Annotated in this window: 11 protein-coding genes and 1 pseudogene; 2 read left to right on the top strand and 10 right to left on the bottom strand. The window is 45.9% G+C overall.

Translation table 11 applies throughout. The features are described 5' to 3' along the window. Positions 1-139 (bottom strand): annotated as a pseudogene (locus AWV70_RS24575) (ABC transporter permease); the annotation flags it as partial. A 16-nt stretch (positions 140-155) separates the two neighbouring features. Continuing rightward, a complete protein-coding gene (gene nikC, locus AWV70_RS12630) occupies positions 156-1,049 on the bottom strand; it encodes a nickel transporter permease (RefSeq protein ID WP_060207591.1) in 894 nt (297 codons plus the stop codon). 349 nt (positions 1,050-1,398) lie between these two features. Between nikC and AWV70_RS12625 the strand changes: the two genes are divergently transcribed. Beyond that, on the top strand, positions 1,399-3,018 hold the full coding sequence (locus AWV70_RS12625; RefSeq protein WP_060207588.1) for a glutathione ABC transporter substrate-binding protein: 1,620 nt from the start codon (positions 1,399-1,401) through the stop codon (positions 3,016-3,018). 258 nt (positions 3,019-3,276) lie between these two features. Here the strand turns inward: AWV70_RS12625 and AWV70_RS12620 are convergent, their stop codons facing one another. Further along, the gene (locus AWV70_RS12620) at positions 3,277-6,033 is read right to left on the bottom strand and encodes a M14 family metallopeptidase (RefSeq protein ID WP_235588648.1); all 2,757 of its coding nucleotides are present in this window, start codon (positions 6,031-6,033) and stop codon (positions 3,277-3,279) included. A gap of 266 nt (positions 6,034-6,299) precedes the next feature. Here AWV70_RS12620 and AWV70_RS12615 point away from each other — a divergent pair, with 266 nt between their 5' ends. After that, on the top strand, positions 6,300-7,706 hold the full coding sequence (locus AWV70_RS12615; protein WP_060207586.1) for a DUF6612 family protein: 1,407 nt from the start codon (positions 6,300-6,302) through the stop codon (positions 7,704-7,706). 151 nt (positions 7,707-7,857) lie between these two features. Here AWV70_RS12615 and AWV70_RS12610 read toward each other — a convergent pair whose 3' ends face one another. The 7 genes from AWV70_RS12610 to AWV70_RS12580 all read right to left on the bottom strand — a co-directional run bounded on the left by AWV70_RS12610 (position 7,858) and on the right by AWV70_RS12580 (position 16,891). Then, on the bottom strand, positions 7,858-10,818 hold the full coding sequence (locus AWV70_RS12610; protein ID WP_060207584.1) for an S-layer homology domain-containing protein: 2,961 nt from the start codon (positions 10,816-10,818) through the stop codon (positions 7,858-7,860). 287 nt (positions 10,819-11,105) lie between these two features. Next, complete coding sequence (locus AWV70_RS12605; protein ID WP_060207582.1) at positions 11,106-11,876, bottom strand: ABC transporter ATP-binding protein; 771 nt, start codon at positions 11,874-11,876, stop codon at positions 11,106-11,108. Then, positions 11,866-12,849: a FecCD family ABC transporter permease gene (locus AWV70_RS12600; RefSeq protein WP_060207811.1), complete on the bottom strand. Its 984-nt coding sequence runs from the start codon at positions 12,847-12,849 to the stop codon at positions 11,866-11,868. Before AWV70_RS12600 ends, AWV70_RS12605 begins: the two co-directional genes overlap by 11 nt. A 23-nt stretch (positions 12,850-12,872) precedes the next feature. Further along, on the bottom strand, positions 12,873-13,754 hold the full coding sequence (gene isdE, locus AWV70_RS12595) for a heme ABC transporter substrate-binding protein IsdE (protein ID WP_060207581.1): 882 nt from the start codon (positions 13,752-13,754) through the stop codon (positions 12,873-12,875). Positions 13,755-13,769: 15 nt separating this feature from the next. Then, complete coding sequence (locus AWV70_RS12590; RefSeq protein ID WP_060207579.1) at positions 13,770-14,711, bottom strand: NEAT domain-containing protein; 942 nt, start codon at positions 14,709-14,711, stop codon at positions 13,770-13,772. A gap of 69 nt (positions 14,712-14,780) precedes the next feature. Continuing rightward, the gene (locus AWV70_RS12585) at positions 14,781-16,298 is read right to left on the bottom strand and encodes an NEAT domain-containing protein (RefSeq protein WP_060207577.1); all 1,518 of its coding nucleotides are present in this window, start codon (positions 16,296-16,298) and stop codon (positions 14,781-14,783) included. A gap of 17 nt (positions 16,299-16,315) precedes the next feature. After that, complete coding sequence (locus AWV70_RS12580; RefSeq protein WP_060207575.1) at positions 16,316-16,891, bottom strand: NEAT domain-containing protein; 576 nt, start codon at positions 16,889-16,891, stop codon at positions 16,316-16,318. Positions 16,892-17,077 lie beyond the last annotated feature (186 nt).

Raw genomic sequence — 17,077 nt, 5'->3', positions numbered from 1 at the left:
TCTTCGGAGACGCCCCCTCCCCCGCCATGATCTGCGCAGGATCCCCCGGAATCAAATACATCATTGAAAATACGAGAATGGATACGCCTAGCAAGACCGGAATCGTCTGGAGCAGGCGCCTTATAATGAATTTCGACATACATGTGCCACCTCCATCATTTATTCATCTTCGGATCAAGCGCATCTCGCAGCCCGTCCCCAAAAATATTGAATGCCAACACGACAATGACGATCATGACGCCCGGGAATAAAACAAGATGCGGCGCCTGCTGCATATATTGCCTTCCCTCGCTGAGCATCGCCCCCCATTCCGGAGTCGGCGGCTTTGCACCCAGCCCAAGAAACGCTAGTCCGCTTGCCGTCAAAACAGCCGTCGCAATCCGCAGTGTCAACTGGACGATGATCGGCGACAGGACATTCGGCAAAATATGCTTGAAAATGATCCGCCCGTCTCTAGCCCCTAGCGCTTTAACCGCGTCAATATATTCGAGCTTCCTGACAGATAATGTCGACCCGCGCACAATCCTTGCGAATGCAGGAACGGAGAAGACACCTACCGCAATGATGACGTTCTGTATGCTGCCTCCGAGCACTGAAACGATGGCAAGTGCAAGAAGGATGCCCGGAAACGCGAGAAGGATGTCCATAATCCGCATGATGATCGTGTCCAACTTCCCGCCATAATAGCCCGAAATGATTCCGAGAAAGACGCCGACCATCCCGCCGAGTGCCACCGAAAAGAAGCCCACCATCATCGTAATTCCCATGCCATGGATGATTCTCGTGAAAATATCCCGCCCGTAATTGTCCGTGCCGAACCAATGCTCTGCGGAAGGCGGCTTCAGTTTATTCGCAATCTGCGTCGCGTTTGGATCCATCGATGTCATGAATGGACCGAATATCCCCGTGAAAATGAAAAATAAGACAAGGATCCCCCCGACAACTGCCGCTTTATTTTTGCGGAGCCTGCGCCAAAAAGCTTTGTATGCTTCTACTCTAGGACTGGACCGTTTCTGTCCAATTTGTGCAACAGGTGTATGTTGAACCATGTTTGAACACCTTCCCCCATTTGTATTCTATGAAAAATCAGTATATTGACAGTAGCATATCATGAATAGGTGTTTTGAGGAATCCCTTTTGTCATTGTTTTCATTTTATTTTAAATAGTATAATAAAAAAATGATGGATTGTTCAGACAACCGTTTGATATCCATCTTCCTTTTCAGATAGCGATTTTATTAAAAAAACGTAAGTTTTCATTTAAATGTTCAATAATATCAATTATTCAGAAATTATATTGTCTATTCCCATTTTGTGTGCTATATTGCATCTGACTATTACAATTCCTAGCAATATACCGAAATTGTAATATGTTAAAAACAAACGGGGGGAACACACATGAAGAAAAATGGCAATGTAAAGTGGCTGTTTGTTCTTGCTTTCGCTTTGTCAATGATTCTTGCTGCATGTTCTGGGGGTGGTTCATCTTCTTCGGAAAGTGGATCGGGGACTGATATTGACGAAGGCAAAGGGAAAGGGATTGAAGGCGGGGACTTAGTGCTCGCAGTCCTATCGGATGCATCTTCACTGGATCCGGCGGGTTCCAATGACGTGCCGTCTTCCGTTGTACAGGCGAATATTTATGAAACGCTTGTGAAACGGGATGACAATAATAAAATCGTCGAAGGATTGGCAGAAAAATGGGAAGCAATTGATGATACAACGTACGAATTCACACTCCGTAAAGGTGTAACTTTCCACGATGGAGAGCCATTCAACGCAGAAGCTGTAAAAATGAACCTTGAGCGGGTCCTAGATCCAGATGTCGCATCACCACGGTATTTCCTATATGAAATGATCACTGACATCACCGTAAAAGACGACTATACCGTACAAATCAAAACTGAATATCCATTCGCACCTTTGCTCGCCCACCTATCACATAACGGCGGCAGCATGGTGAGCCCGAAATCGATCGAAGCTGATTATGCAGCCATGAAAGACGACGAAGCTGCTGGTTCCGTTATTGCGACGAACCCTGTAGGAACAGGCTTCTTCAAATTCGTCAGCTGGGATCCTGGCGCTGAAATCAAGCTCGCTAAAAATGAAGAATACTGGGGGGACAAAGCGCATGTGGACACTGTGACATTCAGAGTCGTTCCTGAAAGTGCAGTCCGAAACGCAGACCTTGAAACAGGCTTCGTTCAAATTGCAGACCCAGTCCAACCGAATGAAGTTGCGGATATCAATAGTAAAGACTTTGCGAAAATCAACCAAAAAGCATCGTCCAGCCTTGCATATTTAGGCTTCAACACGGAAAAAGAGCCGTTCAATGATCCAAAAGTGCGTAGAGCGATTTCTATGCTTGTCAATAAAGAAGACATTAGTGATGGGGTATATGACGGATTCGGAATATCTGCGAAAGGACCTCTTGCCCCTGGAATCTTTGGCTTTAACGAAGATGCAAAACCAATTGAATACAATGTGGAAGAAGCAAAAAAGCTTCTTAAGGAAGCCGGTTATGAGAACGGCTTCAAATCTTCCATCTGGACAAATGACAACCCACAACGTCAACAAATCGCAGTCCTTATGCAAGAGGAATTGAAGAAAGTCAATATCGAAGCGGAAATCGAAGTTATGGAATTCGGTGCGTACCTCGATAAAACAGCAAACGGTGAACACGACATGTTCATCCTTGGCTGGTCCAACCCGACAGGCGACGCCGACTATGGCTTGTATGCACTATTCCATTCATCCCAAAAGGGTGACCCAGGAAACCGTTCATTCTATGAAAATCCGGAAGTCGACAAACTTCTTGAAGAAGGCCGACGCGAATCAGATCCGGATGAGCGGATCAAAATCTACAACAAAGTCCAAGAACATCTAATTGAAGATGCTCCAATGGCATACTTGATCCATACGGAATACCTCACGGGCGTAAGCAATAAAATTAGAGGCTTCTCCATCGGTACAGATGGTATCTATCAACTAAAAGACGTCCAGTTCGTGGAAGAGTGATAATGGGAGGGGATGTTGCCTAAGGGTAGCATCCTTTTTTGTTCGAGCGTTTGATTGTAGGCGGTGCCTGTGCACGATGCATTTATGACTATTCACCTTTAAGAATAACTATACATCCCAAAAATGACTAAGCAATGATACAGTTGTCCATCCAATGTTATTATACAATTGCAGTGCATAGTCTGAATTGTTTGCTGCACAGGCACCGAAAAGATAGCAGAAAAGCCCTGTAGCATCATCTCCAGGGCCAATCATTCATTAATTCTTATCCGGTTTCCGGTCTGGTGCTTCTGTTTCCGCCGCGGCAGCGAAAATGCTGTTTGCGAGCATGCGGTAAGAATGTTTCGTATGCGCACGGAATGCGAGATCATTCGCGAAAAGTGTGATGGACGCATTGTCCAATTGCTGCGTAAAAGCAAGAGTTTGTCCCTTCGCGCCTTCGTGGCCAGGCCACCATCCCGCGACGTAGAAATCATCAGTTTCTTTCAGAGTCGCCAACACTTCTGCTCCTTCAGGAACCGCCGTAATCCATGAGCCTCTCGTCGTATAAAGCAGTTCATCAGGACGATAACCGGCCATCAACGGGTGGTCCACATTGACTGCCGCCTTGAGCAACCCTTCATGTCCGCTTCTTGTCGTTTGATACTTGAATCCTTCAAGTAATCCAGCATCATGTACCGCCTTCAACACGCTGTTGCCAATACCGACGAACGACTTGCCTGCAAGCTCCCTCGGCAGATTTGAGTCGGAAACAACGACGTCAGCCTCTTCCTCGTCAGTCAAGTTGAATCCTAATTCCTTCAATGAGAAGATTAATTGGCCAGATCCGTCGCTCGCCACTTTCGGCTCCGCAATCCATTTCACATTGATTGCCTGGTAAGCTGGCAACACGTCCGCTTCGAACACATACTCGTCCTTATACGGCGTGACATCTTCCGTCTTTACAACGAAATCACCGACTTGGAAGCCGAATTTTTCCTCTTGGACAATCCCTACATGCTTGCCGTCCTTAAGTAGTTCATTCACCAATCTGATCGTATCGTTATTGACATTCTTCAATACTTGCATTGCTTTTCTATCATCCACTTCACTCGAAGGTACCTCGACTTCCGTCACTTGCTCAGTCAGTCCTTCAAGTACGTCTTCCTCGCCCATTCGCACATCGACGATATTGAATCCTCTAAGCGCCGGGAAGTTGGCAACCACTGGATCGTACATCGCTTCCCAATCGGAGACGTCATCGCCTGCGTACAGCATTGCGTTCGCCAATCCCCTTTTCGCCTGCTTCATCGGTACGACGTAGGCACCTTTCGGATACGTCGTCGGTCCGATTTTAACGTCCTTCGTTGTCCGCTCGACTTTCACGCCATTGCGGATCAAATAATCAACCATATTGTATACTTCCGACACATTTTTCTGGTTCCATGAATCGGTCGGGAGCACATAATAATCCGGGAAGAAGTTTTCATACTCCCCTCGGATACGCCCGATCGATTCCCCTGCCGCATTCGTCAATAGCGGATCCACCGCGTGATTATCTTCTCCTTTGATGCCCCGGTTGAAGATTTCTAGCTGCCGCGCGTATAGATCATCTTTATTCTCAAACACATAATTGATCATTCCAAAACCAGCGCCGACCATTGCGTCATACGCTTCCTGGCTAAGTGTTGGAACCTCGACAGTATGGCCAAGCGTTCCGTGCAACATCGAGAAGATCGGCGTGTAAGAAGGACCCATATCATCCCAACCGTCTTCATACTCTTCGGACGCAAGGAAATACGACGTCAACCCAGAGCTGCCGATTCCCGCCTGTCCCATCGCATGCGCCTGCGGAATCATCCCTTCCATTAATAAATCATATTCGAAGTTCGGATTATGAGGTGGTGTCGCAGGCTCGATGAGGAAACCCTTCACATAACCATGCCCTTCCATCATCGCAAGCGGCGTCCACTTTGCGATCACTTGATTCAACTGGATCGTTTCGACTTGCGTCTGATAAGCGTTATCCCGATTCAAATCGAATCCGTTCACGTTCGCCCGCGTATTATGGACACGACCGTCTGGATTATGCGAGAAGTTGAAAATGAAAATCAGATGGTCGAGCACTTCGTCGACATTCAACACGACTTCTTCATCTTCCCCATTCTCATTCGTCGTTGTGAAGGAAACTTCCGATTCCAATGCGAATCGCTTCAATAATTCCGTTTGGAAATCAATCCCTTCCACTTCGTCAGGATGAATATTGTTGAACCAGATCGGAATTTGATAATCACCCATCGTCCCGTCTTCTAGCTTCGCAATTAAATCCTCAGGTGTTTCGAGCGCAGCCGGCAATGTATTTTCCAAATAATTGTTCACCGCTTCTTCATTCTTTGCAAGGACGACTAGATGCATATCTCTGCCTTCCACACTCTTTCCTGGGCTTTCATAATGAAGATAACGTTCATTTAATTCAACCGCCTCTTCGAAAATCTGATCGATGGCAGGCTTGACCTCTTCCCATTCAAGGAATTCATCGTACACATTCAGCTTGACCATTGTGGCGGCTTTCGCTTCACTTTGCGGCTCAACTAACGCAAGTTCATAGTCTCCGAGTAATTCCTTGTAGATGACTCGGATGGAGCGTGGCGATAGATCAGCTGTACCGAACGGCAAGCCGAATTCAAGTTCAGCCGCTATCTTCGTTGTTCCATCTACATAATGGGGCTCTTTTTTAATGAGAATGAACGGCTCCCCGGAATACGATTTCGCATCCGCATCCCATTGCTTCCATTCATCGAGCGCTTTCCCGCCAAATCGCAATTCCAGATTCTCCAATTCAACCTTCCTACCAAAATCCGCTTCGATCTTTACATCCCGGATTTCCGTCAGCGACAATACCGACCGACTGACATCCAGCTCGACCGTCTCAGCAACTTGGACAGTCTCTGCCGACTGTGCCGCCTGCACAGAATACGGCAATTCGAGCGAAAACGCCATGAACAACGCTAAAAATCCGACCAAAAACCGTTTCAATATCTCATCCCCTCTACCCTTTTTGTATTGTAGGTTATTAATCTACAATAATCTGACTATACCAAATCAAAAGATACGCGGATAGCAGTTTACTTCGAAAACTGAAATACTTTTAAAAATGCGCTAAAGGATTCAGGTCTTGGAAACTAGTAAAAGTGTCAATCCAGAAAAATAATCCAATAAAACCTGAAACTTTTACCAATTACTTTCGTATATGTAATATGTCCGTCTTTTTCAGGGCAAAAATATTGTAGGGGGTTTTGTTGTTGAGAAAACTAGCAACATGGGTCTTAGCGTTTGTATTAGTTCTTTCATTCGCTTGGCCAAGCATGACAGCATCAGCTGAAGACGGCACTTTCAAGCTTGTTGTCGATGGAGTTGAAGTGGAAGGCTATGAGCAGTCATTCATGTCACAGGGTACAGTATTGATTCCTGCGGATGATTTATTCCAAGAAGCTGGCTTCAATGTCACGAAAGAAGCATCTGGTAAGTTAAACGTGACGAATACGTATTTGACACTTGATTTTGACATCGCCAATCAGCAAATCAGCGTGAATGGCAAAGCTACGGATGAGGTATTCCCACTTACGTTGAGAAATTACGGGAATTATATTTCAAGCGATTTCCTAGATTCATTGGAAGGCTTTGACGTAACTGTATCTGAAGAAGAGCAAACGGTTAACGTTACAACAAATCGTGTACAAGATGTCGATGCATTCCTTGAGAAGATGATGGCGGCTGACTTGCAAAGCTATGAAGCCAAAATGTCTTTAGACCAATCAATGGAAGCGACAGGTTCAGAAGAGTTTTCGATGAACATGCTCATGGATATGGATATGAGTATGACAACAGATCCAGTGACATTGTACATGAAGTCGAAAATGGCGATGAACATGGGTGAAGAGTCGGAAGAACTTACGACTGAAGCTTACTTCACAGAAGAAGGCTTCTTCCAATCTGACGGCGAACAATGGATGAAATTCCCTGCTGAACTAACGGATGCCCTGTTGGAAGCGTCCATGACACAAGCCGATCCTGTTGCACAATTGCAACTCGTGAAAGCATTCATGAAGGGCATTCACGTTTTCGAATACGATGATGTCTATATCATCACACAAACGATGACGAACGAAGAATTCAAAACAATGATGAACGATGCAATGGCTTTATTCTCAGGTATGCTTCCGGTAGGCGTTGATTCCATCGTCACAGAAAACGCTGTCGTAGAAGAGGTAACTGAAGAGAACGCGAAAGAGCCTTCTACTGAAGAAGCGGTTGAAGAAGATGCTGCTACTGAAGAAGAAGCTACTCCAGAAGAAGAAACTGAAGATGTTGTAGTTGATGAAGAAGCGGTTGAAGAAGATAACCTTGAAGATGTTGAATTGGACATGGGGTCAATCCTCGACATGCTCGACATCAACATCGAAAAATACTTCGTCGTGACAGTAGTCGATAAGGCGACATTGTTCCCACAATCAACTTCAGGCACAACAAGCATCAAAATGTCGATGGACGGCGAAACAATCTCGATCAAACAACTGATTGAAGGTACTTTCAGCAAATTCAACGACGTAAAACCAATCAAAGTACCAGCAGAAGTCCTGGAAAAAGCAGTCGAAATGGACTTCGGTGAAGAAATCGAAGCAGTAGAAGAAGAAGTAGCAACTGAGTGAATGAATAATCGGTGCCTGTGCAAGGTACATTTATGACTATTCAACGCTAGGTATTTAAATAGAACAGGAAGTCAACCAAGGATTGATACGGTTGACTTCCTGTTTTTCATTATACAATTGCATTGAATAGTGTGTTGCACAGGTACCGATTTTAGTTCACTCGGATTTCTTGGCCGTAGTTAACTGGATTTCCTTGTATATCTTGGACGGGTGATAGGCGATTATAGACTAATGAGACTCGAATATCATTCACATAATAGGAATATAAATTAGGTGATACATTGTTTGAGTTGTACCTAAACTCTGTATCAGCCATGACATCAAGGAGGATGTCTACGGAATCATCATAATAGCCATTGCCATTTGTATCTATATAAATTACATCCTTCGTTCTACCACCGTAAATAATATTATCCGCAACTGAAGCGGTGATGCTTACTCGAAAGGTATCGGCTGCCGAATTAATTGGAACTACCGAAGCCACTGATCCTACCGGTAGATTACGTCCATTGATAGTGATGTCTAAATCGTTTTTATCTAACGAAGTAGCTGAAATTGATCGATTAAAGCTAAGAACAATATTATCACCATTCGTTCCGAGCGTTGCAGAAATCAACTCAGGCTGGCTCCCACTAACAAACGTTACATTGCCCACTCCCGGAGTGGCAAGTGTATTACCGGCGTTGTCCCGAATATTACTTACTGTAAACAGAGCATTTTTGGTCGCCGGAATGTTAGCAGATGGAACATGGACATATACAGTGACACGATTTGCCGGTCCACTGAAATCAGTTGTGACATAGGAACCATACGGTAAAGCTTGTCCGTCCCATGTGTAGTTATTTATATCCTGCACCGTCGCCAAATCCACACCGCTTTCGGAATCAATTGCAATATACGAAACGGTTTGTACGTCGTTAGGTGTCCCAGCTGGATTTGTAGTTTTCGTAATGGCGCTCACTGTAGGACGGGTGCCGTCAAAAGAAGAATTATGTTCCACGATGAATGTTTGATTCGCGATAGCGTTCGGATTTGGAATGCCTGCAAAATCCTTCACTGTATTAGCCGGCATCCGCAATTGGTATGTTCCGTTCGGCAAAGGCTCACTGATCGTAAGTGTATTATTGGCAATCACTGCATTTTGGTATGTGCCGTTATAAAAAAGAGAAATCTCTCTCGCAGCCCCCCGTTGATCGATCAACGTTACTTTATAATTAGCCCCCCACTGAATATCTTCAGTGAAATTCGCTACGATTTTACCGTCCTTGTATTCAATCGCCGTAAGTGAAGGTGCAGTCGTGTCTCTTGTAAGCGTCACGTTCGTTGAATAAAGGGCAGCATTGTTGCCGACTGTATCCTTAACGTCAGCGTCGATAAATAGAATTGCATTGTAGGAATCGCGGTAAGACATGCCTGTCCCACTCAGGACAACCGTTTTTGCATCCTTGCCAGCTGCAGCCGTTAGATTTATAACGTTGCCATTCGATTCGACGATCCGCGCTTTCCTTGTGAATGAAGAAATATTCATTTCTTTATCATACGTCACTTCCACCCGGTTTTCGCCAATCACTTTGACGTCCTTTACAGTTGGAGCGACTGTATCAGCTGAAATTGTAATGGACGCTTCCACTGGATTCGGAGATGCTATGTTATTTTTATAGTCTTTCACGTTCAATAATTTAATCGTCGCTGTTGTTCCTGCCGCAACTTGTTTGCTCGCAGTTACGTTCAGGCGGTTTGGATTGGATGGATCATTCGACACGGTTGCGATTGTATCATTCACATATGCGATGACACCTGAAGAACTGACAGGCTCGTCAAACAGCACTGAAAAAGAGTTTGTCGATGTTTTTGCAGTTGCAGATCCTGAAACGAATTTCGGTGCCACATCATCTTTCGCTTTAAGAATGTCAGTGTATTCCTCGAATTTTCCGCCTGCCACAGCATGGATGCCGCCTGCCGTTTTGACCGCATATTCTCCGTCGAAGATCCATTGCGAAGTGATTGTCAACGTCTTGCCGTCTTCCGATAATGAGCCAGCGAGTTGCCCAGGGTTCGCGGTTGAACCTGAAACCATTGTAAATGTAATATTACGCACATTTCCTGAAGCATCCAGCACCGTTGACTTCGTAACTGGCGCGGCGAATTTCACTTCCACTTGCTTTGCGTTGACCGCCTTCACTTCTGTGACAAAGCGATCGTCCGCTGCATAGTCAAAGAGAATCGCAATCGTTTTTTCAGCAGTCGCATCACCTTTTGTAAGGGTTACAACGTAATTGCCTGCCGTATTTCCTTGGGACGCTTTCACTGTAACGCCCTTTTCGGTAATTAAGGAAGCAGCATATTTTTGTACAGCTGCAAGTTTAATTTCATCCGTCGCCAAAGGGCCTTTTGAAACAGTGACAGCACCCTCTTTCAATTGAGCGACAGCTGCATCCACTGCCACCTGATCTTCATCCACTTTCGGAACAACAAATGCTTCGCTTCTAAAGACGAATGAAGCCATTTGACCGCGCGTCACAAGAGCATTCGGTGAAAATGTCGTCGGAGTCGTACCCGTTGTGATTTCATGTGCATAGAGTGAACGGACAAATTCAATATGCCATTGCTTGCTGTTGATGTCGCTGAAAGGCAACGAAACGGATGGCATCTCCTCCAAGCTAAAGCCAAGCACAATGATTTTTGCCATTTGAGCTCTCGTCAAGCTATCGTGTGGCCTGAATGTGTTGTCTTCATAGCCCGAGATAATTCCTTCCTCGACAAGCGCAGCAATATAGCTATAGTAAGGGCTTGTCTTGCTAATGTCCTTGAATCCTGGATCGCTTACATTCTTCGTATCCAAATCCAACACGAGTGCTAAAAGCTTCGCCGCGTCCTGTCGCGTAATATTCTGGCCCGGCTTGAACGTGCCGTCCGAATACCCACTGATCATGTCTGCCGCCGTATACTTCATAACCGCTTCATAAAAATGATGACTCGGAATGTCTCTTACATCCGAAAATGACTGTGTTTCCGCTTTCGCCGATTCAGGTGCAACCGCCATTACTCCCGATACCGCGACCGCAGTTGCCAATGCTGTTGTAAACATCTTTGCTTTACTGTTCTTCTTCATGATTCATGCCCCCAATTTTATTGAATAAAGTATGTATATATTACATTTTCTCACAATCTACCAAGCTAGTAAGCCTACTACTAGTATAAGTCAAGTGGAAAATTCATGCAATCAGCAACTGAATTGTGTCGGTGCCTGTGCATGATACATTTATGACTATTTGACGTTATGTATGAACTATAATCAAGAAAAGGGAAGCTGGCCAATGATGACACTGACTAGCTTCCCTTTTCTTGATTATACAATTGAAGTGAATAAACAGAATTGTGTATTGCACAGGCACCGACTCAAATCCCTACCGGCACGATGTACATTCCGGCGGCCGGGTCCTGTTTCACGACGACGTTGACGCCGTAGATGTCGCGGATTAAATCCGCTGTTATAATGTCTTCTGGTTTGCCTTTGGCAGCGATCTGACCGTTTTTCATGACGATGATGATGTCGCTGTATTTGATGGCCTGATTGATGTCGTGCAATACCATGACGATGGACATGCCCTGCTGTTTATTCAAACTGCTGACGAGTTCCAACAGTTCATATTGGTAGAAAATGTCCAAATACGTCGTCGGTTCATCCAAGAACAGATACGGCGTCTGCTGGGTGAGCGCCATGGCGATCCAGACACGCTGCATTTGGCCGCCGGATAGGCTATCGATCGGCATATGCCGCTTATCCAGCAAATTCGTGCTTGCGAGCGCCCATTCAATCGCCTTTTCGTCCTCCTTCGTACTTGACGCAAAAAGGCTTTTATATGGAATCCGCCCATACGCGGTAAGCTTCTCGACCGTCATATCGGAAGGCGCATTGTTTTGCTGATGAACGACCGCAAGCCTCTTCGCAAGCTCCTTCGGTTTGAAATCAGCCAACGACTTCCCATCCAGCAACACGTCTCCATGTTGCGGCTGATGATGATTGGACAGAACGCCAAGTAAGGTCGATTTCCCGCATCCATTCGGCCCGATGATCGTCGTCACTTTGCCGATGTCAATCGAACTGTCGATCCCATTCAACGTATCCCTCTTCTTGTCGTATGAAAATGTGACTTCCTTAATGTCCATAAATGCGATCACTCTTTCTCAGCAAGAATATGAGGAATGGCCCGCCGATCACTGCCATAATGATCGATGCTGGAATTTCATTCGGCGCAATCAAAGTCCTTCCTAACGTGTCCGCCAATAAAATCAACAGTGCACCCGCCAACGCGGAAAATGGAATCAAAACTTTATGATCGTTGCCGACAAGCGTTCTACCGATATGCGGCACCAATAAACCGACGAAAGCGAACATGCCCGCTACTGTCGTCGCAATCGAAGCCAATAAAACCGCAATAATCGAAATGAAAAACCTCGCCATATTCACATTGACACCAAGGCTTTTCGCCGTCCTATCCTCAAGCGATAAATAATTGCACCATCTATATACGAAAAACGACAGCATAAGTCCGATCGTCCCATAAAGCGCGATCACTTCTACTTCGCTCCATTTTTTCATCGTCAACGTCGAAGTCGTCACTTGGCTCATCGACTGTGTAATGCCGCTCCCGCTGAATCCGATTGCCTGACCCAATCCAGTGAACAGCGCATTGACCGCGATTCCGATCAGGATCATCCGCAGCGGATCTAAGCCCGACTTCCACGATAATGAATACACTAAGAAAAACGCCAATGCACCGCCGATAAACGCAAATAGCGGCACGAAAAAGAATAATGTCGGGAACAGCGAAACCACCAAAACAGACATGAAACTCGCTCCCGCAGAAACGCCAATGATTCCCGGATCCGCCAACGGATTTCGCATGACTGCCTGCAGCAAAACGCCCGCCACCGACAAAGCTGCTCCCGCAAATACCGCTATCAAAATCCGCGGCAGCCGCAAGTCTTTAATGATGGCGACATCGTCGTTCGTTCCCGTCAACAGTCCATGAATCAATTCGAAAGGCGTCACCGAGATGCTGCCCGTTAATGCAGATTGAACGAAAACAATCCCCAACAAGAGGAGAACGATTATGAAACTGAGGCTTTTCCGATTGATTCCCAACATGACTTTACCTGCCTTCATTTCGCTTCATGCAACATTTTCATTAACTCATCAAGCGCTTTCGCCGCTGCCAAATTGCCTGTCGTGCCGAACAGCGTCTCCTCCAAATCGTAGACGCGCCCATTTTTCACTGCATTAAAATGCTTCCACACATCATTCGAACGGAACTCCTCATCGAACATCTCAATCACCTGCTCCGGCATGCCGTGCGCCGCCCGCAAAATGACATCCGGATTCGTCTGCTGTAAAAATTCCGTATTGGAGGAAATAAACTCAACATCCTCGTCCGTAATAACATTTGCACCACCAGCCCGCTTGACGAGATCACCAATATACGAATGTTCCGTTGCCACTAAATAACTGCCTGGAATCCCCATGAGAATGAGCACGGAAGGCTTCTCTTTCCCCTCGATCGCCTTCTCGATTTCAGCAGCTTTCTCCTCGAATTGCGCTACAATCGCTTCCGCCTGATCCATCCGATCGTACTTCTCGCCGATTTTCAAGATTTCTTCGTGCATCGCGTCGATGCTTTCGAGGTTCGCATACGTCATATCGATCCTGCGGTCATCAAACATTTCTTGCAAGTCATATTTCAACGTTGTCACCGAAAAAATTTCTGTCGGCTTCAATGACAGCAGCGCTTCCATATCCGGGCTCATCGGGTTGCCGACTTCCTTCGCATCGGCGTAGCGTTCTGGCAAATCCTTGTAACTCGACGGAACACCGACCAAGTCGATGTCAAGCGCGTCCATGATTTCGGTCAGTGCGACAGTCGTTGCAATGACACGGTCACCGTCCAGCTCGCCGATTTGTTCATCCGCATTATCTCCGGTACTTGCTGAACAGCCGGCAAGCATGATACTTACCAACAAGCCGAAAAGGCCGATCACTTTTTTCATTCCAGCACAACTCCCTTAATTTCGAGCACGTTTCCTTGCAAATGCAAATACGATTGCGGCAACAACGACCGCTGTAATCGCAGCTATCAAAATGAATAGGCCGATTGAAGATTCTTCTTTCTCATCCTTGACCTCTTCGACTGCAACTTCTTCAACAGCGTCCTCTTCCAGTTCTTCAAGGTCTTCTTCATTCACAGCATCAGCTTCTTCAGACGTAGCGTCCTCTGTTCCATCTGCCATATCTTCAACTTCCGTGCTCACTTCAGTCGCATCTTCCTTTTCAGTTTCAGATTGGACTGACTCTTCTTTTTCGGTTGATTTTACAGTAGACTTCTCTTTAGTATCCATTGCATTTTCAGACGTTTTAGCCGTCTCAGTTTTATTCCCAGCTGGCTTTCGCTCCTGCTTTTGAACTGGTTTCTCCTCAGTCTTCTTCGGCGTTTCCGGCTTCGTTTCTTTAGCCGGAGGAGGGGTTGTTACCGGTTTTTCCACAGGTGGAGCTGGAATAGCCGATGTATTGAAATTAAAGCGGATATCGTATTTATTGTCGTATTCAAATCCCGGAATTCCTGTCACGATGACATGAATCTTGGCATTGACCGGCTTTGTCAAATCAGACACCGAAAATCGTACGACACGCTGATCGCCCGATTCGTTCACTACTTGCACGTCTGAGAAACTGCCGCCGTTTTGCACTTTGAAGTACTGCCACCACGAGCTGTTTTTTAACGTGACGGTTACTGTCGCCTTATCGCCCGTCAACTGCACTTTCGCGGGACTCACCATATAATCCGCTGTCGTGGACTGCTCGTTGCCCGTATCCTTCAGCACAGTGAACGGGACGGTATAATCCCCGTCAGCAAACGCTGCAGCTGAGGCTTCTGACGGCATGATCGCCGGAATGAAAAGCACCATGACCAATGCAACTGCCATTGCTATAATAAAATTTCTTTTCATTTCGAACTCCTTCGCTCCACACACAACGCCGGCAGTCACAATTAGCGTGACGCCGGCATCCGTGCAAACTTATTTGTTTGTTTCAAGCATGTTGTAAACCATTTTCACCGCATGCGCACGAGTCGCGTGTGCTTTCGGTGAAAACACTTTTTGACCTTTTACAACGTCGCCGTCGATGATGCCAAGACCAACTGCCATTTGAACAGCTTCTTTTGCATAGTCATTGATTTGAGCCGCATCTGCGAACTCAACCGTTGTTTCAACGTTCTTCAATAGGGAAGCGTCTTTAAATTCAATCGCACGGATGATCATTGTCGCCATTTGTTGACGAGTGATCGCCGCATTCGGATTGAATTTCCCAGCATCGCCTTGGATGATGCCAGCGCGGTTTGCGGCTTCCACTTCGTACACAAAGCCGTCCATGTCTTTCGTCACATCAGAGAATGTTCCTTGGAATTCTTGCTTTTCAAGGTCCAATGCACGAGCGATGATCAATGCAAATTGCGCTCTCGTAATTTTGTCATTCGGCGCAAATGTATCAGCTGTCTTGCCTTTTACAATTTCCTTCGCAGCAAGTGCTTCGATATAAGGTTTTGCCCATGTTTTGTCGATATCTTTAAATGAAACCGTTACTTCCTCTTCCGGTTGTTCCGGTTGTTCTGGTGTTTCTGGTGTTTCTGGTGTTTCCGGTGCTACTGGCTCAATGCTGTCTTGATCAAATGCAAGACGAACTGTGTAATGGCCAGTGTGGTTCGCTGCTGCAACGAAAACCGTCACTTTTGCGTTCATGATTTTTGTAAAATCCGCCACTTCGAATGAAACAACGCGGTGGTTCGCTTCTTCATCTACACTTACAACCGTCGCGTCGACGAATTCACCATCTTGCTCAACTTGGAATTCAGTGATTTGCTCGTTGTTCGTCAGTTTGAATGAAACGACTTGCTTACCGTCTTTCACTGTCAATGCAGCAGGCGCTTCGATGTAACGTGTCATGGATGATTCTTTTTCCTCTTCTTCATGCAACACTTTGAAGCCGAGTGTGTAATCGCCATCTTTAATTGTTGCTGGAGCTTCAGGAGTTTCAGTTTCAGGAGTCTCTTCCCCTTCAGTTCCTTCTTCTTCAGCTGGGACATTACTTGCATCGAATTGGAAACGGATGTCATGCGTTTGATCATATTCACCAAGACCAGGAATTCCTGTCACAATAATATGCGCTTTTGCATTCAATGTTTTTTCAACATCTTTTAATTCAAACTTCACGACACGCGTTTTTTCTTCATTGTTTTCGCTCACTACTTCAGCGTCAACAAATTTGTCGCCATCTTGGATTTTCAACGACTGCCAATATTGGCTTTCCAATAGTGTCATGTAAACGAATGCCTTGCCGGCTTCCACTTTCACTTCCGCAGGGCTTTTCACATATTTACCCGCTGTCGAAACTTCGTCCTTATCATCTTGCAGCACTTTAAACGGAAGCTCATAAGATGCCTCCTGTGCAGCAGTCACTTCGGCAGCTGCCGGCAGTGATGGCATTGCTGTAAAGATCAGCAATATTGCTGTAAATAAAACCAGTAAACTCTTCTTCATTCTTGTAGTCTCCTTTTCTACTTTTTCGATTGTTTTAATCGTAATGCAACAAAGATTGCCGCCACGACAACTAAAGCAATCGCAATATAAAACCAAATTGTACTGCCTTCGCTTACAGAGTCAACCCATTGCTGGTCCGTCTCTTTCAACGAAGTTGCGTCCATTGCAACACGCACGGTATACGCATGATCATAAGGGATTTCCAACTCATCGATCACCACATGCATCTTCACCGGGAACGCCTCGGCCAACTCGCCGTCCACGTTCAGTTCTATGACACGCGTATCCGCTTCTTTATCCTCCGCGACGACTTTCGCATCTGCAAAACCATCGCCGCTAGGAACCTGTAACTCTTGTACCCACTTGCTGTGATTCAACGTCAACTGCAAAATCTGATGATCGCCATCCATCTTCAACAACGCCGGCTTCTCAAAATAATCATTCGCAATCGACACCGAATCCGAATCGCCCTGCAGCAGCTCATACTCCACTGCATATACACCGTCGGCCAACGACTCCGCCACTACAGGCGCAGAGACGATCGCCCAAAACAGGAAAACAGCACCAAGCAAAGGCGCCACCAGTCTCCTCATGTAAACCCCTCTCCTACTAGTGAGAACTGTTATCAATTAATACAATACCATAATAGGTGATAAGCAACTAGTTTAAAAGCCCCTCCACCAATATTCACACATTGTTCACATAAAAAAGAATGAAATGTGTCAAAACTCGCGTCGGCGCCCTTTGCGGTGCCTGTGCACCACGCATTTATAACTATT

It is taken from the genome of Sporosarcina koreensis, from assembly GCF_001531445.1.
Taxonomy (GTDB): Bacteria; Bacillota; Bacilli; order Bacillales_A; family Planococcaceae; genus Sporosarcina; species Sporosarcina koreensis_C.
This window is presented reverse-complemented; position numbering and strand designations above follow the sequence as displayed.